The 25,555-nt window shown below is 64.0% G+C and carries 22 protein-coding genes; 7 read left to right on the top strand and 15 right to left on the bottom strand.

The features are described 5' to 3' along the window. Positions 1-84 precede the first annotated feature (84 nt). Entirely contained in the window at positions 85-402 is a 318-nt protein-coding gene (locus tag KF941_RS26975) for a hypothetical protein (protein WP_214275144.1), read from the top strand. 81 nt (positions 403-483) lie between these two features. On the opposite strand, the gene KF941_RS26970 is transcribed toward KF941_RS26975, so the two are convergent. The 8 genes from KF941_RS26970 to KF941_RS26935 all read right to left on the bottom strand — a co-directional run bounded on the left by KF941_RS26970 (position 484) and on the right by KF941_RS26935 (position 9,313). Then, the gene (locus KF941_RS26970) at positions 484-1,653 is read right to left on the bottom strand and encodes a CaiB/BaiF CoA-transferase family protein (RefSeq protein WP_214275143.1); all 1,170 of its coding nucleotides are present in this window, start codon (positions 1,651-1,653) and stop codon (positions 484-486) included. A gap of 11 nt (positions 1,654-1,664) precedes the next feature. Next, the gene (locus KF941_RS26965; protein ID WP_214275142.1) at positions 1,665-2,468 is read right to left on the bottom strand and encodes a TetR/AcrR family transcriptional regulator; all 804 of its coding nucleotides are present in this window, start codon (positions 2,466-2,468) and stop codon (positions 1,665-1,667) included. A 13-nt stretch (positions 2,469-2,481) separates the two neighbouring features. Next, on the bottom strand, positions 2,482-3,804 hold the full coding sequence (locus tag KF941_RS26960) for a TRAP transporter large permease (protein WP_214275141.1): 1,323 nt from the start codon (positions 3,802-3,804) through the stop codon (positions 2,482-2,484). Positions 3,805-3,807: 3 nt separating this feature from the next. Beyond that, positions 3,808-4,392, bottom strand: coding sequence for a TRAP transporter small permease subunit (locus tag KF941_RS26955; protein ID WP_214275140.1), 585 nt, complete (start codon positions 4,390-4,392; stop codon positions 3,808-3,810). A 72-nt stretch (positions 4,393-4,464) separates the two neighbouring features. Beyond that, positions 4,465-5,493, bottom strand: coding sequence for a TRAP transporter substrate-binding protein (locus KF941_RS26950; RefSeq protein ID WP_214275139.1), 1,029 nt, complete (start codon positions 5,491-5,493; stop codon positions 4,465-4,467). A gap of 15 nt (positions 5,494-5,508) precedes the next feature. Beyond that, entirely contained in the window at positions 5,509-7,449 is a 1,941-nt protein-coding gene (locus KF941_RS26945) for an AMP-binding protein (protein WP_214275138.1), read from the bottom strand. A gap of 71 nt (positions 7,450-7,520) precedes the next feature. Continuing rightward, the gene (locus tag KF941_RS26940) at positions 7,521-8,345 is read right to left on the bottom strand and encodes an SDR family oxidoreductase (protein WP_214275137.1); all 825 of its coding nucleotides are present in this window, start codon (positions 8,343-8,345) and stop codon (positions 7,521-7,523) included. Beyond that, positions 8,330-9,313, bottom strand: a complete 984-nt coding sequence (locus KF941_RS26935) for an acyl-CoA dehydratase activase (protein ID WP_240540642.1) — start codon at positions 9,311-9,313, stop codon at positions 8,330-8,332. The genes KF941_RS26940 and KF941_RS26935 overlap by 16 nt, the downstream gene beginning before the upstream one ends. A 653-nt stretch (positions 9,314-9,966) precedes the next feature. On the opposite strand from KF941_RS26935, the gene KF941_RS26930 reads away from it, so the two are divergent. Both KF941_RS26930 and KF941_RS26925 read left to right on the top strand, forming a co-directional pair. Beyond that, complete coding sequence (locus KF941_RS26930; RefSeq protein ID WP_214275135.1) at positions 9,967-11,148, top strand: 2-hydroxyacyl-CoA dehydratase family protein; 1,182 nt, start codon at positions 9,967-9,969, stop codon at positions 11,146-11,148. A 27-nt stretch (positions 11,149-11,175) separates the two neighbouring features. Further along, on the top strand, positions 11,176-12,546 hold the full coding sequence (locus KF941_RS26925; protein WP_214275134.1) for a 2-hydroxyacyl-CoA dehydratase family protein: 1,371 nt from the start codon (positions 11,176-11,178) through the stop codon (positions 12,544-12,546). Between the two features lie 784 nt (positions 12,547-13,330). On the opposite strand, the gene KF941_RS26920 is transcribed toward KF941_RS26925, so the two are convergent. From KF941_RS26920 to KF941_RS26895, 6 genes are all read right to left on the bottom strand, one after another. Then, positions 13,331-14,488 carry an acyl-CoA dehydrogenase family protein gene (locus KF941_RS26920; protein ID WP_214275133.1) on the bottom strand — a complete coding sequence of 386 codons (1,158 nt, stop codon included), beginning with the start codon at positions 14,486-14,488 and terminating at the stop codon, positions 13,331-13,333. 51 nt (positions 14,489-14,539) lie between these two features. Continuing rightward, positions 14,540-15,745 carry an acetyl-CoA hydrolase/transferase C-terminal domain-containing protein gene (locus KF941_RS26915; protein ID WP_214275132.1) on the bottom strand — a complete coding sequence of 402 codons (1,206 nt, stop codon included), beginning with the start codon at positions 15,743-15,745 and terminating at the stop codon, positions 14,540-14,542. Between the two features lie 12 nt (positions 15,746-15,757). Then, positions 15,758-16,552: an enoyl-CoA hydratase-related protein gene (locus KF941_RS26910; RefSeq protein WP_214275131.1), complete on the bottom strand. Its 795-nt coding sequence runs from the start codon at positions 16,550-16,552 to the stop codon at positions 15,758-15,760. A 155-nt stretch (positions 16,553-16,707) separates the two neighbouring features. Continuing rightward, positions 16,708-17,634, bottom strand: a complete 927-nt coding sequence (locus tag KF941_RS26905; protein WP_214275130.1) for an FAD-binding protein — start codon at positions 17,632-17,634, stop codon at positions 16,708-16,710. Next, complete coding sequence (locus KF941_RS26900; RefSeq protein WP_214275129.1) at positions 17,634-18,392, bottom strand: electron transfer flavoprotein subunit beta/FixA family protein; 759 nt, start codon at positions 18,390-18,392, stop codon at positions 17,634-17,636. The genes KF941_RS26905 and KF941_RS26900 overlap by 1 nt, the downstream gene beginning before the upstream one ends. A gap of 74 nt (positions 18,393-18,466) precedes the next feature. Continuing rightward, the gene (locus KF941_RS26895; RefSeq protein WP_214275128.1) at positions 18,467-19,234 is read right to left on the bottom strand and encodes an enoyl-CoA hydratase-related protein; all 768 of its coding nucleotides are present in this window, start codon (positions 19,232-19,234) and stop codon (positions 18,467-18,469) included. Positions 19,235-19,400: 166 nt separating this feature from the next. Between KF941_RS26895 and KF941_RS26890 the strand changes: the two genes are divergently transcribed. From KF941_RS26890 to KF941_RS26875, 4 genes are all read left to right on the top strand, one after another. Next, the gene (locus KF941_RS26890; protein ID WP_240540641.1) at positions 19,401-19,874 is read left to right on the top strand and encodes a MaoC family dehydratase; all 474 of its coding nucleotides are present in this window, start codon (positions 19,401-19,403) and stop codon (positions 19,872-19,874) included. Between the two features lie 123 nt (positions 19,875-19,997). Continuing rightward, positions 19,998-21,380, top strand: coding sequence for an enoyl-CoA hydratase-related protein (locus KF941_RS26885; protein ID WP_214275126.1), 1,383 nt, complete (start codon positions 19,998-20,000; stop codon positions 21,378-21,380). A 77-nt stretch (positions 21,381-21,457) separates the two neighbouring features. Beyond that, positions 21,458-23,083 carry an AMP-binding protein gene (locus tag KF941_RS26880; protein ID WP_214275125.1) on the top strand — a complete coding sequence of 542 codons (1,626 nt, stop codon included), beginning with the start codon at positions 21,458-21,460 and terminating at the stop codon, positions 23,081-23,083. 95 nt (positions 23,084-23,178) lie between these two features. Continuing rightward, entirely contained in the window at positions 23,179-23,694 is a 516-nt protein-coding gene (locus KF941_RS26875) for a PaaI family thioesterase (RefSeq protein WP_214275124.1), read from the top strand. A gap of 683 nt (positions 23,695-24,377) precedes the next feature. On the opposite strand, the gene KF941_RS26870 is transcribed toward KF941_RS26875, so the two are convergent. Then, a complete protein-coding gene (locus KF941_RS26870) occupies positions 24,378-25,424 on the bottom strand; it encodes a hypothetical protein (RefSeq protein ID WP_214275123.1) in 1,047 nt (348 codons plus the stop codon). Positions 25,425-25,555 lie beyond the last annotated feature (131 nt).

The following is a 25,555-nucleotide window of genomic DNA, read 5'->3' as shown; positions in this document are numbered from 1 at the left end:
CGGCTGCGGTCTGAAGAACCGCGCTGCGCACGTTGAGGCGCCAGGCCCGAACTTCATCATGAGGCCATGACCTCGGAAAGGACCATGACCCCGGCAAGGACTGAAAAAAGGCTTGACCCAGGCACGCAATTAAAGGGCCGATTGACAAATGATGCCGAGGCGGTCGGGTTCAACCCGCTCACGGCGCTGTTAACCGGTGGCGGCGCTGGCTATCAGCGCGAGTTCAACCCGGCCCTTTCCTCGGGTGTGTTCGACGCAGAGGCCATCAATCGCGGCGTTGACACCTATTTCAATCAGGTCACGGAGCGCGATGGGCAGGTGGATAAAATCCGCCAGGGCGATAAGCTGTCTGCGGCTCTGCAGCGCGCCATGAGTTCGCGCGTCCCTGGCTCGTTCGGTTAATCGGCAGCCCAGCATGAAGGAACCGGGCACCAGCGGAAAGGGGGGCAGTCACATTCATTCCCGCCAAGACGACCCAGACGATTACGCCATCCGGACGGCTGGTTCGCCCGCAATAATCCTCCGGCGGATCAGATCGGCAATGCGCTCGGCGTCGACCCCGCGCTGCCGAAGCGCAGGGCCGCCAGTCCGCGCAGCGACAGGGGGCGGGCGAATTCCGGCCGGAGCCGAGCGGCTGAAACGCGGCGCGGGGGCTGGCTCGATCACGTCATCGTTGCGAAGGAACGCACCGCGGGCCTGGGCCAGTTCATGGGCCGCCGCCTCGGCCATGTCGAGAACCGGGCTGACGCAGGCGTCGGTCCCGGCGAAGGCCGCTTCCCATTCGTTGCGGCTCCGGGTGGCAAAAACCTCTGCAAAAGCAGCGCGCAGCCGGGGCCAGCCTTCACGGTCATATTGGTCGGGCAGATCGGCATCAGCAAGCCCCAGAACCGATAGCAGTTCGGCGTAGAACCGCCTTTCAACCGCGCCCACAGCAACATAACCCCCGTCTCGCGTGCGATAGGTCGTGTACCAGGGCGAACCGCCGTCCACCGTGTTGCTGCCGCGTCGCAGCTCCCACTGTCCGGCTTGCCAATAGCCGTAATGCATCGCCATCATCGACCCGACGCCGTCCACCATGGCGGCATCGACCACTTGGCCAAGCCCGGATTGCCGGCGCTCGTGCAGCGCCGCCAGCAACCCCATGGCAAGATAGAGCGACCCACCGCCAAAATCGCCCACGTAATTGAGCGGAACGGCCGGCGGGGCGCCGGGCTCGGGACCGATCGCGGCCAGCGCGCCGCTCATCGCGATGTAGTTGATGTCGTGGCCGGCGCGGGCGCTCAGAGGGCCGGACTGGCCCCAACCCGTCATGCGACCGTAGATCAGACCGGGATTGGCCGCCATGCAGGTCTCTGGTCCCAGGCCAAGACGTTCCATCACGCCTGGGCGGAAGCCTTCGATCAGCAGATCGCTGCCGCGCACCAGATCAAGCATGAGCCCTATCCCCTCGGGGGACTTCAGGTCGACGGCCACCGCCTCCTTGTTGCGGTTCAACAGGTCGTAGCGGGTCGGAATATCAAAACCCAGGTCGGCGCTGGCCAGTCGCTGGACGCTGAGCACTTCGGCCCCAAGATCAGCCAGCAGCATGCCGCAAAACGGGGCCGGGCCAAGACCCGCCATTTCCAGAACCTTCAAGCCTTGCAAGGGGCCCATGTCTTTTCCTCTTATGCTGTTCGGGGTCCGATCCGCGATCCGCCGTCGCGTTCGGGGGGCAAGGCTTCGGCTTCCAGCCGGGCCAACCGCGCCTCGATTCGTTCAAGCCGTTCGGGCAACGGCAGGAACCGTTCAGGCGGCGTCTCGCGGTTGCGCATGCCCTCGTAGATCAATTCGGTCAGTTCACGCGCGACATCGGGAACCGAGAGTCGCCCTTCACCACGCAGATGGCCCCAAGTCTCGTGTTCGATGGTCCCGAAGACCGCCGAGCGGATCAGCCGGGTCGAGACCGCGTCGTGGAACTCGCCCGAGGCGATGGCTTCCTGACAAACCTCGCGGATCGCGGCGGAATAGGTGCGGGTCAGCTCGTAGATCCGCATCTTGCGATAATTCGGATCTGGCCGCACCTCGGTCAGCACGAAGCGGGAGAGTCCGGGAAAATCATAGGTCGTGCGCAACGCCGCATGGATCAGATAATAGATCCGTTCACGCGTTCCCGTGAGATTGGCATATCCCGCACCTATGCGGTATTCCTGCTCCATCCAGTCCTCGGCCACGCGCAGCATCAGGTCGCGCTTGGTCTTGAAGAAGCGGTAGATCGTTCCTTCGACGATACCGCATTCCGCCGCAATCTCGGCAATGGATACGGAATTGTAATCACGTTCGGCCAGCATCCGCCGCGCGACGGAAAGGATCATCGACAGCCGCTGTTTTTGCGGCATGCGCGACCGGCGCCGGGGCAAGTCCGTCATCGTTTGGGTCAATTTCGCGGTCGGAATGGCAGTGCTGTTCGGGGATCGGGGCAAGGCGGCCATCACATTCTGCTGGTTACATTGTCCGGACCAGTATCAGCGAAAGCGTCGGCACCGCCAACAGCAGCACGATTCGCAGCAGATCGGACATCAGGAAAGGAAATACGCCTCGATAGGTTTCCATCATGCTGACATCCCTGGCCATCTTGTTGACGACAAAGACATTCATACCGACCGGAGGGGTAATCAGCCCGATCTCCACCACGCTGAGCGCCAGAATGCCGAACCACAGCGATTTCTCCTGGGGCGTCAGGCCGAAAAGATCCAGATGCATCACGATCGGAAAGAACAGGGGTACGGTCAGCATGATGATCGCCATGGATTCCATCACGCAGCCCAGCACGATGTAAATGATCAGCATGCCCAGCACGACCATGATCGGGGTAACGCCGCTGTTGACGATGATATCCGCGATCTGATGGGTCATGTTGGTCAGCGCCAGCGCCGCATTCAGCATATCGGCGCCCAGCAGGATGACAAAGATCATCACCGTCGCCTCGGCGGTACCCAACAGGCATTGCAGGAAGGCGACGGGCCGCAGTTCTCCCGACAGGGCGGCAATCACGCCACAACCGACGACCCCGACAGCCGAAGCCTCGGTCGGACTGGCCCAACCGCGATAGATGCTGAGGATCACCACCAGAAACACAAGGCTCACCGGCAGCACGCCGATGAAAGAGCGCAGGATCTCGTTCAGCGATGACGGAACGCTGGCGGGCCCCGAGCCGGGATTGCGCGAGACGATGAGCATCACCACCAGCATATAGCCGATCACGGCGATGATCGCGGGCACGATAGCGGCGATGAACAGCTTGCCGATCGATTCCCCGGTGAGAATTGCGTAGATCACCAGCGGCACCGAAGGCGGGATCAAGATGCCAAGCGTGCCGCCCGCAGCGACCGTTCCGGTTGCCAGCCGGGGAGAATATCCCCGCTTGCGCATTTCGGGCAGGGCGACCTGTCCCATGGTCGCCGCCGTCGCAAGCGAACTGCCGCAAACCGACGCAAAGCCTGCACAGGCGCCGATGGTCGCCACCGCAACCCCACCGCGAAACCTGCCGAGCACGGCATTCACGAACCGAAACAGCGCACGCGACAGCCCACCATGGGTGGCGAACTGTCCCATCAGGACGAACATCGGAATTACGATCAGGTCGAAATTGGACAGGCGGGCATAGGTGACGTTCTTGACCCAGGCCAGAAAGACGTCGACCGAACCCATCACGTATAGAAAGCCCGCTGCTCCGCACAGGAACATTGCCGCGCCCACCGGCATGCGCAGCAAGATCAGCAGAACGGTGATGCCAAGAAGCAAAAGCCCAAGGGTGATCGGGTCCATGCGTCAATTCCCCTTGCATGAAAAGATATGGGCCATGTCGTCGACCACCTGTTGGGGCGCGAACGACTGAAACAGGCCGATCATGCCGAACAGCATCAGTCCCGGAACCATCGCCAGTTGCCAATATCCTTCGCCCCAGGCGAGCAGGGTCGATACCGCATGGATCTCAAGACTGCCCAGACCAAGCGCCGCCGTGCGCACCGCCAGGAGCAACCCAAGGCAGCCCAGGCTGAAATAACCGATGCGGTTCAATACCTGCTGGACGCCGCGCGGCAGCGATTTGGTGGCAAAGTCGACCGCGACATTGCCATGGCGAATCTGGCACCAGGCAAACAACAGCGAGGACGCCACGGCGCCGCCCATCTGAACGATCTCGACATCGCCGCGCACCTGCCAGCCCATGGTCTTGCGCGCCACGATCGAGATCGTCAGCAGGATCGCAAGTCCGCAAAGCGCCGTGCCGCCGGCGCCCGCGGCAATCAGTGCGGCCCTTCGCAATCCTGTCGCCGCATGTTGCCACGGCGAGCGCAGGCCCTCCAGCGGCATACCTCCGACCGGCTGGTCGGCCCTTCCTGGAACGTCTATCATTCTGCCCTCTGCAAAGAGATGGTAGCCGAGCGAAGCGGCCAGGCCCGCAGCAGTCGCGGGCCGGATCAAGGCTCACTGGTTTTCGTATTTCTCGATCAGGGCCGTGGCGGTATCATAGAGTGCGGCCCCGTTTGCGCCGGTGCGCTCGACCTCCTCGATCCAGCGTTGCCGGACCACGTCCATCCGCGTCACCCATTCGCCATACTGGGCCTCGTCGATGACATGGACCTTGGCACCGCGTGCCTTGGCAGCCTCCTGGTCCTCGATTCCCTTCTGGCGATAGATCTCGCTCATGTAGCGCGAAACCTCGAGCCCCGAAGCCTCGTCGATGACGGACTGCAGATCGGCAGGCAGGCGGCTATAGGTGCGCTCGCTGACCAGGAACATGGCGATCGAGCTGGTGAATGGCCGGTGTCCCTCGGGGAAGACGCTGTGGGCATGCACTTCCTCATCCATGTTCAGCATGCGAACTGCACTCCAGGGAATCATGACGCCGTCGATCGCGCCACGGGCAAGCGATTCCGTGATCGCGTTGGCAGGCAATTGCACCGGCATGGCGCCGACCTGTTCCAGTGCGATGGCGCCGTAGCGGCCGGGTGAGCGGACCTTGGCGCCGCGCATCTCGGCAACCGTCTTCAACGGGTCAGCCTTGAAATGCAGGACCGAAGGATCACCAACCGCGACCCAGAGCGGACGCACGCCCCTGTATTCATCGGACACATGCTCGGTGACGTATTCATACATCGCCATCGCGGTCACTGGTTCGGTTCCGCCGATGAAGGGCAGCTCGAAGACCTCGCTGCGCAGATAGCCGCCGGGTTGGTAGGACGGCACGGTGAAAACCGCATCGGCAATCCCGTCACGGGCCTGGTCGATCAACTGCGCCGGCGTGCCGCCCAGCTGCATCGCCGGATAGATCTGGCAGGCCATTCTTCCTTCCGAACGCGTCTTGATCGTTTCGCACCAGTGCCCGACCATATCGGTCGCCGGAAAGGCGGTGGGCGGCAGGAAATGGTGGACGCGCAGCGTGACCTGCTGCGCCACGGCCTGGCCGGAGATAGCGATCAGGGCCGATATGACGAGTGGCAATAGGGCTTTCATCTTTGGTCCTCAAGGTCAGGATGCAGGGTCGAGGTTGGTCAGGCAGAGCAAGCGAGAGGCGATCCCGGCGATCTCCGGGACGACGTCTCCAGGGACGGCGCCGGCAAAGACCGCCCGGTCACCCCTGAGGTCCGCGCTCAGCTCGAAGGCGGGGGCGGCCGCGCCGAAACGGTCCCGCAACGCGGTTTCCAGCGCGCGCCGTTTGGCGTCGAAGCGCAGCGCTACCTTGGATATCTTGCCGACCGAAGTCAGGGGCAGCGCCTGCAGGATGCGGATTTCGTGCGGCAGGGCGGCGCGTTCGGCGATCCGTTCGGCGCACCAGGCTCGCAATGCCGCGCCGCTGACCTCGGCCCCGTCCATCAACTCGACATAGGCCACCGGCATCTCGCCCTTTTCCGCATCGGGTTCTGCCACGGCGGCGCACAGGCGCACTGCCGGATGGGCGTCCAGAACATCCTCGATCAGGCGCGGGTCGATATTGTGGCCGCCCCGGATGATCAGATCCTTGGCCCGGCCCGAAAGCCACAGATAACCTTCGGCATCCAGCCGTCCAATGTCGCCGGAATTGCCCCAGACCGTGCCGTCGCGCGGATCGGTGACAAAGAATTCGGGGTCGCGGTCCGGCATGTTGTAGCCCAGCATGAGGGTTGGCCCCTGTGCGACCACGACCCCGCAGGTGTCCGCGGGGAGGTCGCGGATGATCCGGCTGTGGTCGTCCAGCTCGACGACCCTCAGGGTATATCCGGGCAGAGCCCGGCCGACCGACCCCACCTGCGGGCGGCTGGACGGATCGGGATGGCCGGTGATGGTGCCATGCATCTCGGTCAGGCCCCAGTTCTCGCGCAGCCAGATCCCGAAGCGCCGGTGGAACCGCTCCATCAGATCGACCGGGATGGTCGATCCGCCGCAATGGTAGTCGGTGATCCGGTGGGGGATCTCGCCTTCGGGACTGGCCTGCAGGATGGCGGCAGCCGTCGTTGGCGTGGAAAGAACCGAGCTGACGCCGAACTCCTGCATCAGCGGCCAAAAATTGGCCACCACCTCGCGGTCTCGAAACCCCAGCGAGGTCAGCGTCAACAGCGTCTGGCCGAACAGCAGGCTGCGGGTCGCCAACGGGATCAACCCGCCGCAATGGAAATTCGGCATGCCGTGGGCAACCACGGCGTCGGGTTCGGGCCCCATCAGGATGCCCGTGTTCCAGGAAACGGTCAGCAGCCCCTGCTGCGACATGCGGACAAGCTTGGGCATTCCGGTCGTTCCGCCCGTCGGCATCGTCACGACGACCTCTTCGGGGCCGGTCAGGGACGCCAGCGGCGCGTCCGTTCCAACACCGGCCAGGGCGGCGTCAAAACCGCAAGCGGGATCCGCCTCGCCGACCAGCAGGATATGGTCCAGGTCGGGCATCATCGCCCGCAGCCGATCCAGATCGCGCCAGACCCCATCGCCACCCGCGGCGGTGGTCGTGGTGACCAGGGTGGTTACTCCGCCGGCACGCAGGATCGCCGCCAGCGCCTCGACCTCGAGATAGGGATTGACGGGCAGCAGCGTGCCGACCGCCATCGCCGCCCAAGAGGCGATCAGCCCTTCGGCCACCATCGGCAACACCACGCCCACCACCGGGCGACGGCCCGGCCCGGCATGGGCCTGAAACACCCGCCCCGCGCGTTCGACCCGGTCGAGCAGATCGTCATAGGACAGGCCGTTGCGCGGGCCGCCGGGAATGCCCCGGTGCAGCTGGATGATCGCGGTCTTGTCGGGCTGCATTGCCGCAGTCGCCCGCAGGCAGCCCAGGATGGTCGCCGCGGGCAGCAGGGCCTCGATCGGCCAGCGGGCGATTTCCGTGCGGTCCGCCTGGGTCAGGCAGCGCGCACGCGCCACCTGGCCGGACCGGGGCGCATGCCCTGGCAGCCAGGGCGAAACAGCGGCGTCTGCCGCGCTGCGCGTCAATGTTTCCATCTTGCCTCCTCCCAAAAGCACTGGACTTTGTTTCATCCTCCCCCCGGCAGGGCGGGAGTGGTCGCCCGGTCTCAGGCGGCCGAAATGCCTCCGTTCACCGAAATCACCTGCCCGGTCAGCCGCGCGGCTGCAGGACTGGCCAGGAACACCAGCGTCGGCGCAATGTCTTCAGGACGGGTCAGACCCAGAGAAGCAGCCTTCTCGGCGCGCTGGAACAGCTTGGCTGCGAACGGGTCTTCCATGATCCGGTCATAGGACTGCGTTTCCGCGATCAGCGAGGGCGTCACCGCATTCACCCGGATGCCGTCGCGCTTGGCCTCCATCGCCAGCGTGGTCGCGAAGCGGGTGATGGCGGCCATGCCGGCGCCGATCACCGCCTCGCCAGGGGTCGGCACTCTGGCCGCGTCCGATGCGACCAGGATGATCGCCCCGCGCCGACGCTGGCGCATCCCCGGCAACACCGCGGCAGACAGCAGCAGCGCGGGCAGAGCCTGCTCGTTCAGCTGGGCGACGATGGCGGCGGGGTCGAGCAAATGGAACAGCTTGGGGACACCGTTGGAATTGGCCGCACTGATCGCGATGTCTATCGGGCCGCCCGCGGCCTCGACGGCGGCAATCGCCGGGGCGACAGCCGTCGGATCGCACAGGTCGACAGATTCGAAGCTGGCCACCCCCTCATGCCCTTCGGTGTTCAGCTCCGCCGCAGCCGCCGCGCCCTTGTCCGGGTTGCGGCCGATCAGAACGACCCGCGCCGCGCCTTCGCACAGCAGCAACCGGGCGGTTTCAAGCCCGACGCCAGAGGTTCCGCCGCCGATGACGACGTGACTGTTGCGCAGGGGAAACCCTGGGTAATGGCTGGCATTGCCAGCTCCGGTTCCTGTCATCTTTTCCTCCACTCCCGTCCTGACGGGCTCAACTGACCAAGGAACCGGGCCAACGGGCCGGTCGGCCGCGGGGCGATGGTTGCGGACGGGTCATCGCCTCCACGTCCGAGACGACATTTCGGGGCGTCCGAACCTGGGATCGCGACAGCCGAAAGCCGATCTTCCTCGGCCTGCTCGCTTTCCTGCTTGGCAACCCGCAACGCATCCAGCGCGAAAAGCGCAGCGCCAAGCGCACCGGCGATCTGCGGATCGGGCGGGACCGTGATTTCCGTCCCCAGTTCCCTGACGATGGCGCGCACTGCCGCGGCGTTGCGTGCAACGCCCCCCGTCATCGCTATCGGCTTACGCAAGCCGACCCGCGACACCAGGCCGAGCGTGCGGCGCGCGACCGAGCCGTGAACCGCCGCTGCCACATCGGGCTTCGAGGATCCTTCCGCCAGCAGAGAGATCACCTCGGTTTCCGCGAAAGTCGCGCAGATGCTGGAGATCGCCAGTTCGCCCTGCGCCTGCAAGGCCATGGCCCCCATGTCTTCCAGCGGCACCTCCAGGGAACGCGCCAGCGTCTCCAGGAACTTGCCGGTGCCGCCAGCGCAGCGGTCATTCATGGCAAAGGTCTCGACCAGACCGTCTGGGGCGACCGCAATCACCTTGCTGTCCTGACCCCCGATGTCGATGACCAGCCGCACGCCAGGCACCATATGGGCCGCGCCGCGGGCGTGGCAGGTGATTTCGGTATAGGATTTCGAGGCGCTGTCGATCATCCGCCGGCCGTAACCAGTCGCTACGGTATTGGCGATCTGCGCCTCGGACAGCCCGGCACTGGCCAATGCCCGCCGTATCGCGTCCGTCATCGCGTCGCCGCTGACCGCACCCATCTGCACCACCTCGCGGGCGACAATCCGGCCATGCTGGTCAAGGATGACCGCCTTGGCCGTGGTCGACCCAAGATCGACCCCCATCACGTGCCTGTTCATGGCCATTATGCTTTCGCCGTCCTGCACACGCCGGCCTCTTCAGGGCCTGTTTCCGTGCGACCGGCCCGCAGTTGGACCCTGCAAGGGGAAACCTTGGCGGCATCGACTTCCAACAGAGCTTCCCAAGGCAACACGCTACCTCCTTGCCGCCATTAGCTGCAGCGGCCCCTGGTTGCATCATGAGCATCGCTCACTTCATTAGCTATAGTGATGAGTGACGCTCATTCGGTCAACGATTATTTTTGATTTTGCCAAACTTGTAAGATTAACATATTGATTTTCATATATTAAATTAATACGTTTCATAACGGTTTTCCACATCGGCATCATGCTGTAACGCCGAAAACACTGCCGACGCAGGGAACACCTTGAACGGAGCCTGATCAGCCCGCGAACCAGCAGCCAGAGAAGGCACGGATGCACAGCCTTGCCCTGCGGATCAGATGATGCCAGGCACAAGCAATTGTTATACTATTGAATTATAATAGATTTTAATTGGAGAGCGGATCAGGCCAAAGATTGCACGGTTGACAGAACACGATTCGCAATGAATGTTCGCCTAAGAAAGATACGCTACCTTCCCATTTTCCAGCGCTCTCGACAGTGACAGAGCTGTGTCGAGTTACGGAGTGGGACTCACCAGAAGCTGGAGGAGCTGAATGGACCAGGCAGCCAAAATTGACGAAATCGTCGGGCATCTGGCCAAGATTGCCGCATGCCCAAGCGCCTATGCCACCGCCTGGAAGGCCCAGACCGGGCGCAAGGTCATCGGCATACTGCCGATGAACTTCCCCGCCGAGATCGTGCATGCGGCCGGTGCGCTGCCTGTCACGGTGCAAGAGGACGATACGCCGATCACCTATGGCCGCCGCCTGTTGCACGAATTCTACTGCGGCTACACGCGCAGCTTGGTCGATCAGGCCGCAACAGGAAGGCTTGAGCCCTATGACGGGGTTTTCCTGGTCGATCATTGCGTCGCCCTGTTGGGCGCGGTGGATGCGATTCGCTTTGAACTGCCGGACATGCCGGTTTTTCTTGCCCAGTTCACCGCCTCGATGGACGAGACCACGACTCGACCGCAGATTCTTGGCCGGATCAGCGAACTGCGCGAAAAGCTGGAAGAACTCTGTGGCACGCCGATCGACGATCAGGCGATCCGTCGCAGCATCACGGCCTATAGTCGCAACCGCAGCCTGTTGCGCCGGGTTTATGAAATGCGCCGTTCAGGCCTCATCAGGCTGACCAGCCGACAGATGCAGGTGCTGGTGAAATCCGCCATGGTGATGGATGTAGATGAGCACAGCGCCCATATGGAACGTCTCGTGACGCTGCTTGAGGCACAGCCGGCTGCGCCTTCCTCGTTGGTCAAGCTGCATCTCTCGGGGCATTTCTGCCACGCACCCAAGCCCGAACTGCTCGACATGATCGAAAGCTGCGGCGTGACCGTGGTCGATGACGATATTTATACCGGCTATCGTTACATCTCGACCGATGTCCCCGACAGCTCTGACCCGGTCGCGGCGCTGGCCGGATGGTATTTCAACCGCAATGCCAACGTTCCCTGCTCTACTCGGGCCCAGATGACGGTCGATTGGGAAAGCTATCTGGCAAGCGCGCTAGAAAAGAGCGGCGCGCAGGGTGTCATCGTGCTCGTGGCCAAGTTCTGCGAACCTCACATGCTCTATTACCCCGAACTGCGCAAGGAATTCGGCAAGCGGAACATTCCTCACCTTCTGATCGAGACGGAACACGAGGGGTTGGCGCTGGAAATGCTGAAAACCCGCGTCGAGGCCCTGGTCGAAGTTATCCGCCGCCCTGCCCTGTCCAGAGAAACCGCCTGAGGCCTGAAGACTTCGGAGGAACACAAGATGTCTGCCATCACGGAACACGCAAATCCCGGTCAGGCCCCGGCCCGCACCGCACCGCTGGCCAACCGCCTGGTCAGCACCCGCGCAGGTGGGGAAATGATCAGAAACTATTGGGACAACCTGTTCACCGCCCGCGAACGCGGTGCCACGGTCGTCTGGTACAACGGCGCCGCGATCAACCCGATCCTGCAGGCAGCCGGTGTCGAGTGGTGCCATGGCGAGGCCTTCGGCGCGCGCCTTGCGGCAATGCATCTGGAAAGGCCCGCGCAACAGGCCGGCGAGGCCTATGGCTATATCAACGAACTTTGTTCCTATGCCCGCACGACCCTGGGCTGTGCGCTGCTGACCAAGAAGGAAGCGGTGGACAGGGTCGAGATCGACGGCTCGCCCAACATCCCAGATAAAGAGGTTCTGGCCGCCCGCCTGCCGCCGCCGGATCTTTTCGTGAATGCTTATGCGGGATGCAGCACCGGCCAGCAATGGGACGAGATCTCCTATCGCGTCTTCGACAGGAAGCTGCCGCTTTTCAAGGTCTCCTATCCCCTGCTTTGGGGAAACAAGCCCGACGCGGGATATCTGCGCGGCGAGGAATGGGACAACGCGTCCAAATACGTCGCGGGCCAGATCTACAACCTGATCGAGTTTCTTGAGCATCAGACCGGCAACAAATTCGATTGGGAGGGGCTGCGCGAATCGATGCATTACATCAAGCGCGCCGCGCAATTGCGGCTTGATGCGCTTGAACTGTGCAAGGCCAGGCCCGCCCCGGCGGTATTTTGGGACTGGGTTGCCAGTATCGCGCCGATCAACTTCCTGCCGGGCAACCAGGCGCTGGTCGATTACTTCCAAGGCGTAAAGACCGAGATCGAGCAGCGGCTGCAAGACGGTGTAAGCGCGCTTCCGAACGAACGCTACCGCCTTGCATTTGACGGCATCATGAACTGGAATAAGGTGGGCTGGCTTGCCAACAAGTTCGCCGAACGTGACGCCGCGGTCGTCTGCGGGCGCTATACGCACAACAGTTTCTGGCACGAGCCGCATCTGATCGATGAGGACGATCCGATCCTTGGCATGGCGCAGCACTATCTGCTGTGTCCCTTCAACCATAGCGCAAAGAACCTGGCCGAGCAGGTGCTGCGTGATTGCGAGACATACGGCATCGACGGCATCGTGTTCCACGCGACCCGGACCTGCCGGTCAGCCACCAACGGACAGCTCCTCCTTGCCCGAATGGCGCAGGAGAAGGGGATACAGACAATGTTCTTCGAAGGCGATGTCGCAGACGAAAGCTTCTACAAGGACGAGGTTCTGCAAAGCCGTCTGGAGGCGATGCTGGAAACCATCGACGTGCAGCGGACCCGCGCCGCGTGAAACGGCCATGGGCTTCCAGACCAGGCCACATCGGCCCGACGGACGGGAAGCCCACATCGCTCCGGACCCTCGGCACCGGCGATTGAGGGGTCGGGACAGACAGTCTTCCTGTCCCAGGCAGCACGGCTCTGCATAAACCGAAAGCGCGTCACAGCCGCTTGCGGTGCAAGCCATCCGGTCGACGCCTGGCCTCGGGTGCAGCCGAGCCCCGTTTCCAGTTGGATAGGGTAGCGGCGATCCGGGCGGCATATCCTTTCCAAGGCCGTCAGGGCGGCCCACTCTTACGATCCGCCTTGATTTTTCAGCCGGCATCATCACCGGCAGGGTCGAAAACAGCCTTGATCACATCCGCGTATCCTGCCCGGAAACAGGCGACGTCGATGAAGGAAGGGCCGCCCAAGGTGGCTGCAGGTGCTCTCCCCTCCTGTCGGCTGCGCCGATCAGTCGGCCGGGACGCATTGTCCGGCCGCCGCGTCGATGCGCAGCACGCGGCCCTTCGCGTCGGACAGATGACGATCAGCCACTAAACTGACCGCCGGCATCATGCCCATGTCGACATCCCGGTTTTCTCAGTCTTTTGACTGACGCAATCCTGCGTCAGATCCTCACTGCAACCCCTCGTCGCCGCCACCTGGATATGAAGCGCCGGATATGGGTCGCGCCTTGCAGCCCGCAGCCTTTTACAGCGTGATCCACAGGGATCCCCGTCAGGGGCTGTGACCGTTACGCGGGGATCGGCGCGGCAGGCGCCGATCCGCAAGGCGCAGGGCGGGCAGCCGGGTCTTCAACGCCGATCATGCTCGGATTTCATGGCGCGCGCGATGATGGTCTTCATGATCTCGATCGAGCCGCCGGCGATCTTGGTGATCCGTGCATCGGCATAGGCGCGACAGATCGGATATTCCCACATGTAACCCCAACCGCCGAACAGTTGCAGGCATTCGTCGGCCGCCTTGCAGTGCAGTTCGGTCGTATACATCTTGGCCATCGCCGCATCGACCGGATCCAGCTTGCCCTGCATGAACAGTTCGATGCATTTGTCGGTGAACACGCGGGCCAGCGTGGCCTGGGTCTTCAACTCCGCCAGCTTGAACTGGGTGTTCTGGAAGTCGAAGATCGTCTTGCCGAAGGCTTCGCGCTGCGTGGTATAGTCCAGCGTCCATTCGATGATCGTCTCGGCCACGGTGGCCGAGCGGATGGCCTGCGCCAGCCGCTCCTGGCTCAGCTTGGTCATCATCAGGGAAAAACCGTCGCCCTCGCTGCCCAGCATGTTCGAGGCGGGAACGCGCACGTTGTCGAAGAACAGCTCGGACGTGTCCTGCGCGTGCATCCCCAGCTTTTCCAGGTTGCGGCCGCGGCGGAAGCCTTCGCGGTCGCCTTCGATCAGGAACAGGGTGACGCCCTTGGCCCCGGCGTCGCGGTCGGTCTTGGTGGCGCAGACCAGCACGTCGGCATGCTGCCCGTTCGAGATGAAGACCTTCTGGCCGTTGATGACGAAATCGTCGCCGTCGCGGGTGGCGCGGGTGCGAATGGCCTTGAGGTCAGAACCCGCATGGGGTTCGGTCATGCCAAGCGCGCCGATCCATTCCCCCGTGACCATCTTGGGCAGGAACCTGCGCTTCTGCTCTTCGGTGCCGAAGGACAGGATATAGGTCGCCACCAGGTCGGTGTGGATCAGGAAGCCAGGCCCCGAGGCGCCGGCACGCCACAGTTCCTCGAACACCACAACGTCGAACAGGTAGTCGAGGCCCAGCCCTCCGTATTCTTCCGGCACGGTGCAGCACAGCAGACCCTGTTCGCCGGCCTTCAGCCAAAGTTCGCGCGGGACGATGCCGTCCCTTTCCCATTGCGCATGATGGGGCGTGATCTCTTTCTCGACGAAACGCCTGACGGTGGCGCGGAAAAGCTCGTGTTCCTCGTTGAACAGGCTGCGTTCGATCATGTTGGTTCCTCTCTGGTGGCGAGTGCCGCAAGGTCGTGCCGGACGGCGGGATCAGTTTTGCGCCAGCTCGGCCCGGTGTTGCGGGGCGGCAATGGCAGTCAGTCTTTCGCGGCGCTGCGCCTGGCTTGCCGCACGCAGGTCCGCAATGCCGTATTCGGTGACGACCATATCGGTGTCGAACCGGCCCAGGGAGATCGGTCCGGTCGCCCGCCCGGCCGATACGATGCGGCTGACCCTGCCGCCGGCGGCGGTCGCCGGCAGCACGACAAGGCGCAGCCCCTGCAATCCGCGGGCACCGGCCGCGAAATCCGAAGCCCCGCCGGGGCCGGAAACCAGGCCCCTGGGGGTGGCTTCGGCATAGCTGTTGCCGGCCAGATCCACCTCGATGGCCGAATTGATGGTCACGAGGCGTCCGATGGCCGCCAGCTGCGCGACGTCATGCGTGATCGAGGGCGGGGCAAAGCGGAACTCCGGCCGCCCCACGGCCTCGTAAAGCCGGCTGTTGCCGATGGCGACCCCGGCGCGGATCGGCGCATCCTGGCGCAGGGCACCGGCTTCCAGCAGATCCAGCGTCGAGTTGCCGATCAAGCCCGAATGGACCGACAGGTTCCGGTGGTCAGTCAGGCCGCGCAGGACGGCCTCGGGCGTGCGGCCCAGGCCCGCCTGGATCGTCGCGCCCTCGGGCACCATTTCGCCGGCAAGCGCGGCGATGCGGGCCGACACCTCGTCCATGCCGGGGTCCGAGACCGGCAGCGGCGCTTCGCCCTCGATCACGGCATGGAAGCGGTCGAAGGGGATCGACCAGCCGTTGGTCCGCGGCACCAGCGGGTTGATATGGGCGATGATCCGCGGAATCCGCGGCCATATGTCGGCAATGAAGTCATTGACCGGGCCAAGGCTGCACATGCCGGCCTCGTCCGGCAGCGAGACCATGAGCAATGCCGCATCGGGCGGGTTCGCCGCCAGATGCAGCCGGATCTCGCGATAGCAGAACGGCAGGAAGCGCACCTGCGCGTCATGGCCCGAGAACTCGGGCATCATGAAATAGCTTTCGATCCGCGCGCCCGCCGCCAGCAGCCCGGCCAGACGATTCAGGCCGGGCACGAAGATACCGGTAAAGGTCAAGCCGCGCAGGTCCGCGGCCTCTAAACCATCGCGGATCAGGACGCTTTCTCCCGAACAGGCATGCAGCCAGATACGGGAACTGGCCGGAAGGTGGTCGGCTATGTCGCCCGAACCGATCCGCAGGGGTGCCATGGCCGGTCCCGCTTATTCCACGAACTTGTAGAAATCGGGCTTGCGCTTCTCGTTGAAGGCATTGACCCCTTCCTGCGATTCCGGCGTCGCGTAATACAGCTTGACCGCATGCAGGGCCAGGTTCGAGATGCCCCGGATCGCGTCGCTGTCGGCGTTGAACGACCGCTTCAGGAAGGCCAGTGCCGTGGGCGAGCGCTCGGCCAGCGTATCGGTCCATTGCGTGACGGCGGCGTCCAGTTCCTCCAGCGGCACGACCTTGTTCACAAGGCCATAGCCCATGGCGTCGCTGGCCGAGATGCGGTCGTTGAGATACCAGATCTCGCGCGCCTTCTTGTCGCCGACGATGCGGGCCAGCAGGGCGGTGCCCCAGCCGGCGTCGAACGAACCGACCTTCGGCCCCACCTGACCGAACATGGCATTTTCCGAAGCGATGGTCAGGTCGCACAGCGTCGCCAGCACATTGCCGCCGCCGATGGCAAAGCCGTTCACGCGGGCGATCACGGGTTTCGGCACATCGCGGATCAGGCCCTGCAACTCGTCGATGGGCAGGCCGACCACGCCGCGGCCGTCATAGTTGCCCTCATGCGCGGACTGGTCGCCGCCGGTGCAGAACGCCTTGTCGCCGGCACCGGTAATGACGATCGATGCCACGTCCTTGTTGTTTCCCGCCAGATGCAACGCCTGGATCATTTCTTCCAGCGTCTGACCGCGGAAGGCGTTATAGACCTTGGGGCGGTTGATGATGATCCAGGCCGCGCGACCGCGGATTTCATAGATGATGTCCTCAAAAGCAGGTGCGTTTGCCATATTGGCCTCTCCTCCAGTCATGCGGCAGGGCTGCGGTTGCGACCGAGCGAGATACCGCGGTTATGGTTCGTATTAATATTGTCAGCATGCATATCTGTTTCGGCAACTGCCATACCCGATACCGGATCGACGAAATTTTGCTGATACGCGACCCCTCAGAGCTTGCCGGTCAGTTCCGGGATGACGCTGAACAGGTCGCCCACCAACCCGTAGTCGGCGACCTGGAAGATCGGCGCCTCCTCGTCCTTGTTGATCGCAACGATCACCTTCGAATCCTTCATCCCCGCAAGGTGCTGGATCGCCCCCGAGATGCCCACCGCCACGTAGAGCTCGGGGGCGACGACCTTGCCGGTCTGGCCGACCTGCCAGTCGTTCGGCGCATAGCCCGAGTCCACCGCCGCGCGCGAGGCGCCCACCGCGGCGCCGAGCTTGTCGGCAAGCGCCTCGATGATCGCGAAGCTCTCCTTCGAGCCCAGGCCGCGGCCGCCCGAGACCACCCGCTTGGCCGAGGTCAGCTCGGGGCGGTCGCTCTCGGCAACCTCGTCGGCAACCCAGGCCGACAGGCCGGGATCGGCGGCGGCGGCGGTCTCGGCAACGCTGGCCGAGCCGCCCTCGCCCGCCGCGTCGAAGCTCGCCGTGCGGATGGTGAAGACCTTCCTGGCGTCCTTCGAGCGCACCACCTGGATGGCGTTGCCGGCATAGATCGGCCGCTCGAACGTGTCCGCGTCGATCACCGCCGAGACGTCCGACAGCACCATCACGTCCAGAAGCGCCGCGACGCGCGGCATCACGTTCTTGGCATCCGTCGTCGCAGGCGCCGCGATGTGGTCGTAATCGCCGGCAAGGCCCACGATCAGCGCCGCCGTCGGCTCGGCCAGGCGGTGGCCGTAGAGCGCGTCTTCCGCCACCAGAACCTTGGCGACCCCGGCGATCTTCGCCGCCTCCTCGGCGGCCGCTTTCGCCGAGGCGCCGGCGCAGAGCACCGTCACCTCGCCCAAGGACCCGACCGCGCCCACCGCCTTCGCCGTCGCGTCGCGGTTCAGCACCCCGTTCGTCACTTCCCCAAGCAGCAGAACAGCCATCAGATCACCCCCGCTTCCTTCAGCTTGCCGACCAGCTCGTCGACCGAGCCGACCTTGATGCCGGCCTTGCGGCCCTCGGGCTCGCGCACCGAGACCACCTCGAGCCGCGGCGAGACGTCGACGCCGTAGTCGGCGGCGGTCTTTTCATCGAGCGGCTTCTTCTTCGCCTTCATGATGTTCGGCAGCGACGCATAGCGCGGCTCGTTCAGGCGCAGGTCGGCGGTGACCACCGCCGGCAGGCTGACCGCGATGGTCTGCAGCCCGCCGTCGACCTCGCGCGTCACCCTGGCCTTGCCGCCCTCGATCTCGAGTTTCGAGGCGAAGGTCGCCTGCGCCCAGCCCAGCAGCGCCGCCAGCATCTGGCCGGTCGCGTTCATGTCGTTGTCGATCGCCTGCTTGCCGGCGATGACCAGCTCGGTGCCTTCCGCCTTGGCCACCGCGGCGAGGATCTTCGCCACCGCCAAGGGCTCGATGTCCTGCTGCACGTCGTCCGTAGCGGTGACGAGAATGGCCCGGTCGGCGCCCATCGCCAAGGCCGTGCGCAGCGTCTCCGCCGCCTGCTTGACGCCGATCGAGACGGCGATGACCTCGGAGGCCACGCCCTTTTCCTTCAGCCGGATCGCCTCCTCGACCGCGATCTCGTCGAACGGGTTCATCGACATCTTCACATTCGCAAGATCGACGCCAGACCCGTCAGCCTTCACACGGGCCTTCACGTTGTAGTCGATCACGCGCTTCACGGGGACGAGAAGCTTCATGGTTTTTCCTCTTTATAGTGGTTCCTGCCTGTCCGGCGGGTGCTTCTGGCGACTAGCGAAGTTCGGTTGCAGGACTAGCTGCCGGTAAAGCCCGCCTTCCGCTTTTGTACGAAAGCCTCGATCCCCTCGCGCGCATCCGCCAAGCCGGCGACGAGAGACAGGGACTGCGCCTCCAACTCCAGTTGTTCGTCGATGCTGCGACCAAGCGCCCCCGAGAAGCTGCGCTTGATCATGCCATAAGCGCGCGTGGGGCCTTGGGCCAACCGCATCGCCGTCGCCTCGGCTGCCGCGCGCACCTCGGCAAGCGGATGCAAATGATCGACCAGCCCCGCATCGCAGGCCTCGACCGCCGTGATCGTTTCATTGCACAGGATGAAGCGCCGCGCCCTGGCGATTCCCATCCGTTCGGACAGCGAGACGGTTGTGCCGCTGTCGGCGCAAAAGCCGATGGCGGGAAAGGCAGCCGTGAACTTGACCGAGTCGGCGGCGTGAATCACATCCGCGAAGGCCATCATGGATACCGCGCCCCCCGCGACCCCGCCCTCGACCGCGCAGACGATGGGGGCATCCATGCGGCGCAGGCGGACAAGCGCCGTGTGAAAGTCCGAGGTCCAGTCGAGAATCAGCCGGGGCAGCTCGTCGATGCGATTCTTGAAGCTGTTCAGATCGCCACCCACGGAAAAGAAGCGGCCTTCGGCCGTCATCAGCACGGCGCGCACCTGCGCAGAGGTAAAGAGCATGCCCGACAGTTCGAGCAGTTCCGCACCCAGCGTCGCGTCGATCGGATTGCCGCGATCGGACTGGCAAAGCACGATCCGGGCAAGCCCGTCTTCCATGGTCATCCTGACAGATTGCCCGCGAAACTCCATGCTCTCCTCCGCCCCCTGAGCTATGTTGCATGGACAACATTAGATCGGGTAAAATAAATATGCAACCATATCGTAAACTAGCAACTTAATTGACGCGGCGTCCCTTGGCCGCAAGAGAGCAGGTCGCATGACGCCAAAAATGGGTTTCGATACTTCCGCCGCAGATCGCTGGTTTGAGCATTACCGTCCGGGGGATGCCTATCTTTTCGGCCCGATCGAGGTAACCGAACAGGAAATCATCGCGTTCGCGCGCCGCTATGATCCGCAGTCGTTCCATATCGACCCGCAGACTGCCGCAACCGGACCCTATGGCTGCGTCATCGCCTCGGGCTGGATGACGGCAGCGCTGATGATGCGGCTGCTGGTCGATGACTTCCTGCCGTCGCGGGCTGGATTGGCGGCGCCCGGCTGCGACGAATTGCGCTGGCTGCATCCGGTGCGTCCCGGCGACAGCTTGTGGCTGCGGGTGACGGTGCTGTCGGCCCGGCTTTCCCGGTCGAAGCCCGATCGGGGAATCGTCTCGTTTCGGATGGAGGGCGAGAATCAGGACAAAACAGCCGTCTACAGCGCCATCGCGACCGGCATTTTCCTGCGAAAGCCCACTGCGGCTTGACGACCGACACCTGTCTTCCCGGCGTGGCCCGATGCAAGGGAATTGACGAATAGATATGCATATGCATTATATTGAAGCGCACTATATTTGTGCCGGCACTTATGCCCGTGGGGAGGACAGGACATGACGACGCAACCGCCTGAACTCGTGGAGTTTCGGTATGAGCTGATCGAGGACGGCATCGGCCACCTGATCTTCGACATGCCCGGCCGAACCATGAACGTCTTTTCGAATCGCGCAATCCACGAATCGGAAGCCGTAGCCGACTGGCTCAGGACGAGCGGGCTGAAAGGGCTGGTGGTCTCCTCGGGCAAGAACAGCGCCTTCTGTGCGGGGGCCGATCTGGGCGAGCTGGCGCAAGCCTATGCGATGATCATCGCCGCGCCGGAAAGCGAACGCTGGCAGATCGGGCGCGAGCATTTCGCGCCCATCGGCCGCTCGTTCCGCAAGCTGGAAACCGCCGGGGTGCCGATTGCCTTCGCCATCAACGGGTTGGCGCTTGGTGGCGGCTGCGAATTCGCGTTGGCCGGGCATTACCGCGTTCTGGCCGACACGCCGTCGACCGCTCTCGGGCTGCCGGAATCGCTGGTGGGCCTGCTGCCCGGCGGTGGTGGCACGCAACGCATGCCCCGGCTTGTGGGCATCGAGGCGGCAATGCCGGTCTTGCTGGACGCGGCCCGCTTCACGCCTGCCGACGCGGTTGCGGCCGGTGTCGCCCATCGCGTGGTTCCCGCCGGCCAGGAAATCGCGGCCTGCGTGGAATGGATCAAGGGCAATCCCCAGCCGCAGCAGCCCTGGGACCGGACGGACCATGTGATGCCCCCCGCGGCAGAGGTCAGCGCCCGGCTGGCCGGCCTGCGGCGCGCGCGACAAGAGGAGACGGGCGGCCACTATCCGGCAATCACGGCCATCCTGGATTGCGTCGAATTCGGTATGCCGCTGAAGATGGACGACGCCGTCAGCAAGGAAATCGACATCTTCGCCGATCTCATCAAGCGTCCCGAGCCGCGCGACATGATCTCGAGCCTGTTTCTGGGCAAGCAGATCTGGCAAAAGCAGCGCAAGGCCGAGGCCCTGCCCAAGGCTTACGACACCATCGCTGCCGCCATACGCAAGACATGGGCCGAAGTGGCGGCGCGTTTCGAACCGAAGGATGTCGAAAGCGCGGCCCACTGGGCGCGGCTGACAATTACGATCCCGGCAGATGGCCAGGCTCGTCCAGTCCTGGCCGAGGTGCTGGGCGAACATCGGGGCATCGCCGCCACCGGGATCTGGATCGATGCGCCGCAAGGGCAGGATCAGGTCATCGCTGGCGCATTGCTCGGCGCTGCGGTCGTGGCGGCATTGGAAAACGGTGGGGAGCTCGACGCCGACAGCCGCCGGGCGGCCGATTTCCACAGCATCAACGCGGCGGGTTTCCCCGCCTATCTGGGCGGCCCGTTTGCCCTTTACGATTCCATCGGCAGCGATGGCGTCCGGCGCCTGATCGCCCCGATCGCAGACTGAAACGACAGTATCCAGCCGCTTTCTGAGACATCGCCCCGGATCGAGGGGCGATCCGCCAATCCATGGGAGGATGACACATGACCAAATTCGACCTCGGGGTGCATAGGCGCAAGTTGCGCGAACAGGGCCATTGGACGGACGAGCATTACGACGATTTTCTGCGCCGGGCACTGCAAGATCACCCCGACAAGCTGGCTGTTGTCGGGGATCGTGCCTCGGGCGTCGTCAGGTTGACCTTTCGCGAGCTTGAGGATCGCGTCGCTCGGGCCGCCGGCGGGCTGCGCAAGCTGGGCGTAGGCAAAGGTGATGTGGTGGCGCTCCAAATGCCCAACTGGTGGGAGTTCGTGGTGGCCGTGCTGGCCACCCAGCGGTTGGGGGCGATCACCAATCCGTTGATGCCCATCTTCCGCGAACGCGAGCTGCGCTTCATGCTGGGCTTCGCACGCTGCAAGGTGTTCATCGTGCCAGAGGGCTATGGTTCGCTGGATCTGGTCGGCACAGCCCGTCAGCTTCGTGACGAACTGGATCATCTCGAGCATGTCGTGGTGGCGAACGGCTCTGGCAGCGACAGTTTCGAGGCGCTGCTGAATTCGGGCGAACGGGTGGATCTGCCGCCCGACGGAAGCAAGCCGATCACCGATCCTGGCGAGACATCGATGCTGATGTATACCTCGGGCACCACCGGCTCGCCCAAAGGGGTGCAGCATACCGCCAACAGCATGGTGAACGCCGCCCGCAGCATGACCAAGCGCGGGCATCTGTCCAACGACGACGTGTTCCTGGTCGGCTCTCCCGTGGGGCACATGCTGGGCCTTGCGGCCGGGGTGGTCCTGGCGATCTTCAACCGCGCGACCATGGTCTTGCAGGAAAGCTGGAACGGCAGGCATGCGCTGGAACTGATCGAGGAATACCGGGTCACCTTCAGCGGTGGCGCCACGCCCTTCCTTGCCGATCTGGTGCGCGAGGTTCAGGGCGGTGCGCCGCGCCCCGAGACGCTGCGGCTGTTCCTGTGCGCCGGTGCACCAATTCCGCCGGTGCTGGTCCGCCAGGCCAACGAGGTGCTGGGCACGACCGTCACCTCGGTCTGGGGGATGACGGAAAGCCTGGCTTCGACCATGACCGAACCCGAGCGGGCGGGGCAGCTTTCTTCGATCTCCGATGGCCGGCCGGTCGCCGGGATGCAGGTGAAGGTCGTCGATGACGCCGGCAGGACGCTTGCCGCGGGCGAACGGGGGCGGCTGCTGGTGCGCGGTGCCCAACTGCATATCGGCTATATGGGCATCCCGCCCGAAGAAACCTTCGATGCCGAAGGCTGGATGGATACCGGCGATCTGGCCTATTGCCTGGCCGAGGACGATTGCACCGACTATATCCGCATTGCCGGGCGGACCAAGGACGTCATCATCCGTGGCGGCGAGAACATCCCGGTCGTCGAGATCGAGAACCTGCTGGTCGAACATCCCGCCATCACCATCGCCGCGCTGGTCGGCTATCCCGACCAGCGACTGGGCGAGCGCGCCTGCGCCTTTCTGACGGTGGAGAACGGCGCCACCGTTTCGCTGGACGACCTGCGGGTCTGGATGGACGAGAAGAAGGTCGCCAAGCAATATTGGCCCGAACGGATCGAGATCATCGAAGCGATGCCCCGGACGCCCAGCGGCAAGATCCAGAAATTCCTGCTGCGGGACATGCTGAAGCCGTGATCCGCATTGGGGCGCAGGCAGGGGCCAACAATCCTGCCTGCGCCCTCATCGACCTTTTCCGGGCCGCCCGGCCACAAATCAGAAATGAGGGAACCATGACAGCCGATCCCAAGGCAGACAGAACGGACATCCCTTCGGGATGGACGCCCCTTGACCTGGAATTCGGATTTGCCCGATCCTTCGGTCTGGTCGGTTTCCGCGAGTCCGAGGACCAGCATCTTGAACTGGGCTTCCGCTGTGGAGAACACCACCTGAACCCGCTGGGCCTGTGTCACGGCGGGGCAATCGCGGCTTTCGCGGATTACGCGGCCCTTGGGGCGCAATACGCCATCGGTCTTTCCCGGATCATTACGCCGACGGTCACCCTGTCCGTCGACTTCCTGCAGGCTATCCTGCCCGGAAAATGGGTCTCGGCGCGGGTAGACATCATTCGCCAGACCCGCAAGATGTGCTTTACCCAAATGGTGGCACGGGTGGACCATACGCCGGTCATGAGTTCGCGCGGCATCTTCAAGATATCTTCCCAGGCCGATCATGTCAGCCATCCGTTCTATATGAAATGCGCCGAACTCTGGCCCTCGCGGGTGCGGATCGCTGGCGAGGGCGGATAGGTACGGTCGCGCGATCCGCATCGCAAATGCGGTTCCCTGCCGCCCGGATGAATCCATAATATCAATGCTGAATAGATCTGCTTTACGGTTTTCCGGCCCCTTGCGATCCGCGCATGCGGCGCCTGCCGAGCGCAGCGCACCGCGTCGTGGCCGGCAAGCTGGGCTAGAATCCCGCTGTCCCCCATCCGGTATATGGGCCGAGTGGTCCGGCGCGGCAATACGACCTCCCTAGCGACTGTCCCTCCCAGGATGGCGAAGGCGCCTGTCCTGCCCCCTGAAGCACCCTCGCTGGTGTCTGCTCAACCTGAAGGAGCAGGGAACATCAGGAGCCCGCCTTGCTGCGACCAAGATCAACGCGGATAACCACCATCGTTCTGGGCGGTTTGCCGGCGAGTCACGCCTCGATCCTGCAAGAGGGGGCCACAAGCCGCATTTCGCGACGCGGGCAGATCAAATCCCGCGCACCATCGGACTGTTCGGCACCGAGGGCGACGGCGTTTACGCCTAGGACGTGGTGCCGACCATGATCGATCTCCAGCGTGAACCCTTCTTGCGCTGGCCGTGCAGTCTCTGCCTGCGGCCGAGCTGAAACGCTATTCGGTGGTCGCCTAGCCGGTGGGATGCCCAGGCAAGCTCGATGGCCTGGGCATCGCCTGAAGTCGTCCTGGATCGCGCCTTCCGGCCTACTGTGCCGCCTTTCCGGCCGCGTATTCGGTTTCGAAGAACCGGATCATCGCCTCGGGGTTTTCAAGCCCGGATGTCCGCGCCACCTCGAACCAGTTGGTTCGGATCGGCTCCAGCCGCTCTTTCAGGGCGGCGACAAAGCCTTCCGGCGGCGTTTGCACCCGCACGCCCTCGCCCGGCATGGCCGTCAGCGCATCGGAAAGCGATTGCGCATAGACCTCGCCCATTTTCGTGACCAGGGCCAACCCCGAAACCTTGCGGATCGCCGCCTGGTCCTGCGGCGAGATGCGGTCCCAGGCCTCGTGGCTGAAGGCCAGCATATTGACGGTGTTCACCACCCCGCCCGGCACCAGCACATATTCCTTCATCGTGCCCGCCAGCTTGAAGCTCAGCAGCGTGTCGGGAGGAATGATGCCGCCGTCGATCGCGCCGCTGGAGGCGAGTTCGTAGACCTCGGACATCGGTTTCGACACCGGCACCGCCTCCAGCAGGTCGATCGAGGCCGAGGCCGCCTGCTGCGGGCTGCGCAGCTTTTTCCCTGCCAGGTCGGACAAGGCCGCCACCTCGCCCGAGCGCAGCGCGATATGGGCCGGATTGCCGATGAACACGGCCAGGGGCACGATCTCCTTGAACAGCCCCGTCGGCTCCAGATAGGTTTCATAGGTGCGGTAGCTGACCGGCATCGAGACGCGCGGATCGTCGCCCAGGAACGGAAGCTCCAGCCCCTCGGACAGCGGGAACCGTCCCGGCGTATAGCCGGGCACCACCAGCGCCACATCGGCAAGCCCGTCCGCCAGCACGTCATATTGCCCCGCCACGGCACCGACGACTTTCGGCGTCGGGACAATGATCACCCTGCCCTCGGTCACGCGCGCGATCTCCTCGAACCAGGGCGCGATGATCTCGGCATGCAGCGGATAGGTCGCGGGCAGCCATTGCGAATAGCGCAAGGTTATCGATTCCGCCTGGGCCCGTGCCCCCAGCGGCGCCGCAGCCATGACCGTCAGCAGAATGCCCGACAGCAGATTTCTGGATATGAATGCCATATTTCCCTCCCTTGGACCATGAAGACGGCGACCCGGCCCACTCCCTGCCCTTGGCGTGCAGGTGATCGTGCGGCTGGCCGCCGAAGCCGGTGGAATCCCGGCCGAAAGCAAAGGCCCGGCACGAGCGAGGG

It is taken from the genome of Paracoccus sp. pheM1, assembly GCF_018499825.1.
Taxonomy (GTDB): Bacteria; Pseudomonadota; Alphaproteobacteria; order Rhodobacterales; family Rhodobacteraceae; genus Paracoccus; species Paracoccus versutus.
The sequence above is the reverse complement of the archived record's forward strand: the minus strand, read 5'-3'. Positions and strand labels throughout refer to the sequence as shown.

Coding starts and splice junctions, on each gene's coding strand:
- KF941_RS26890 (WP_240540641.1), top strand. CDS start 19,401: ATGGGTTTCGATACTTCCGCCGCAGATCGCTGGTTTGAGCATTACCGT.
- KF941_RS26905 (WP_214275130.1), bottom strand. CDS start 17,634: ATGGCTGTTCTGCTGCTTGGGGAAGTGACGAACGGGGTGCTGAACCGC.
- KF941_RS26885 (WP_214275126.1), top strand. CDS start 19,998: ATGACGACGCAACCGCCTGAACTCGTGGAGTTTCGGTATGAGCTGATC.
- KF941_RS26975 (WP_214275144.1), top strand. CDS start 85: ATGACCCCGGCAAGGACTGAAAAAAGGCTTGACCCAGGCACGCAATTA.
- KF941_RS26930 (WP_214275135.1), top strand. CDS start 9,967: ATGGACCAGGCAGCCAAAATTGACGAAATCGTCGGGCATCTGGCCAAG.
- KF941_RS26895 (WP_214275128.1), bottom strand. CDS start 19,234: ATGACCATGGAAGACGGGCTTGCCCGGATCGTGCTTTGCCAGTCCGAT.
- KF941_RS26870 (WP_214275123.1), bottom strand. CDS start 25,424: ATGGCATTCATATCCAGAAATCTGCTGTCGGGCATTCTGCTGACGGTC.
- KF941_RS26915 (WP_214275132.1), bottom strand. CDS start 15,745: ATGGCACCCCTGCGGATCGGTTCGGGCGACATAGCCGACCACCTTCCG.
- KF941_RS26965 (WP_214275142.1), bottom strand. CDS start 2,468: ATGGCCGCCTTGCCCCGATCCCCGAACAGCACTGCCATTCCGACCGCG.
- KF941_RS26875 (WP_214275124.1), top strand. CDS start 23,179: ATGACAGCCGATCCCAAGGCAGACAGAACGGACATCCCTTCGGGATGG.
- KF941_RS26925 (WP_214275134.1), top strand. CDS start 11,176: ATGTCTGCCATCACGGAACACGCAAATCCCGGTCAGGCCCCGGCCCGC.
- KF941_RS26900 (WP_214275129.1), bottom strand. CDS start 18,392: ATGAAGCTTCTCGTCCCCGTGAAGCGCGTGATCGACTACAACGTGAAG.
- KF941_RS26880 (WP_214275125.1), top strand. CDS start 21,458: ATGACCAAATTCGACCTCGGGGTGCATAGGCGCAAGTTGCGCGAACAG.
- KF941_RS26945 (WP_214275138.1), bottom strand. CDS start 7,449: ATGGAAACATTGACGCGCAGCGCGGCAGACGCCGCTGTTTCGCCCTGG.
- KF941_RS26950 (WP_214275139.1), bottom strand. CDS start 5,493: ATGAAAGCCCTATTGCCACTCGTCATATCGGCCCTGATCGCTATCTCC.
- KF941_RS26970 (WP_214275143.1), bottom strand. CDS start 1,653: ATGGGCCCCTTGCAAGGCTTGAAGGTTCTGGAAATGGCGGGTCTTGGC.
- KF941_RS26935 (WP_240540642.1), bottom strand. CDS start 9,313: ATGGCCATGAACAGGCACGTGATGGGGGTCGATCTTGGGTCGACCACG.
- KF941_RS26955 (WP_214275140.1), bottom strand. CDS start 4,392: ATGATAGACGTTCCAGGAAGGGCCGACCAGCCGGTCGGAGGTATGCCG.
- KF941_RS26920 (WP_214275133.1), bottom strand. CDS start 14,488: ATGATCGAACGCAGCCTGTTCAACGAGGAACACGAGCTTTTCCGCGCC.
- KF941_RS26910 (WP_214275131.1), bottom strand. CDS start 16,552: ATGGCAAACGCACCTGCTTTTGAGGACATCATCTATGAAATCCGCGGT.
- KF941_RS26960 (WP_214275141.1), bottom strand. CDS start 3,804: ATGGACCCGATCACCCTTGGGCTTTTGCTTCTTGGCATCACCGTTCTG.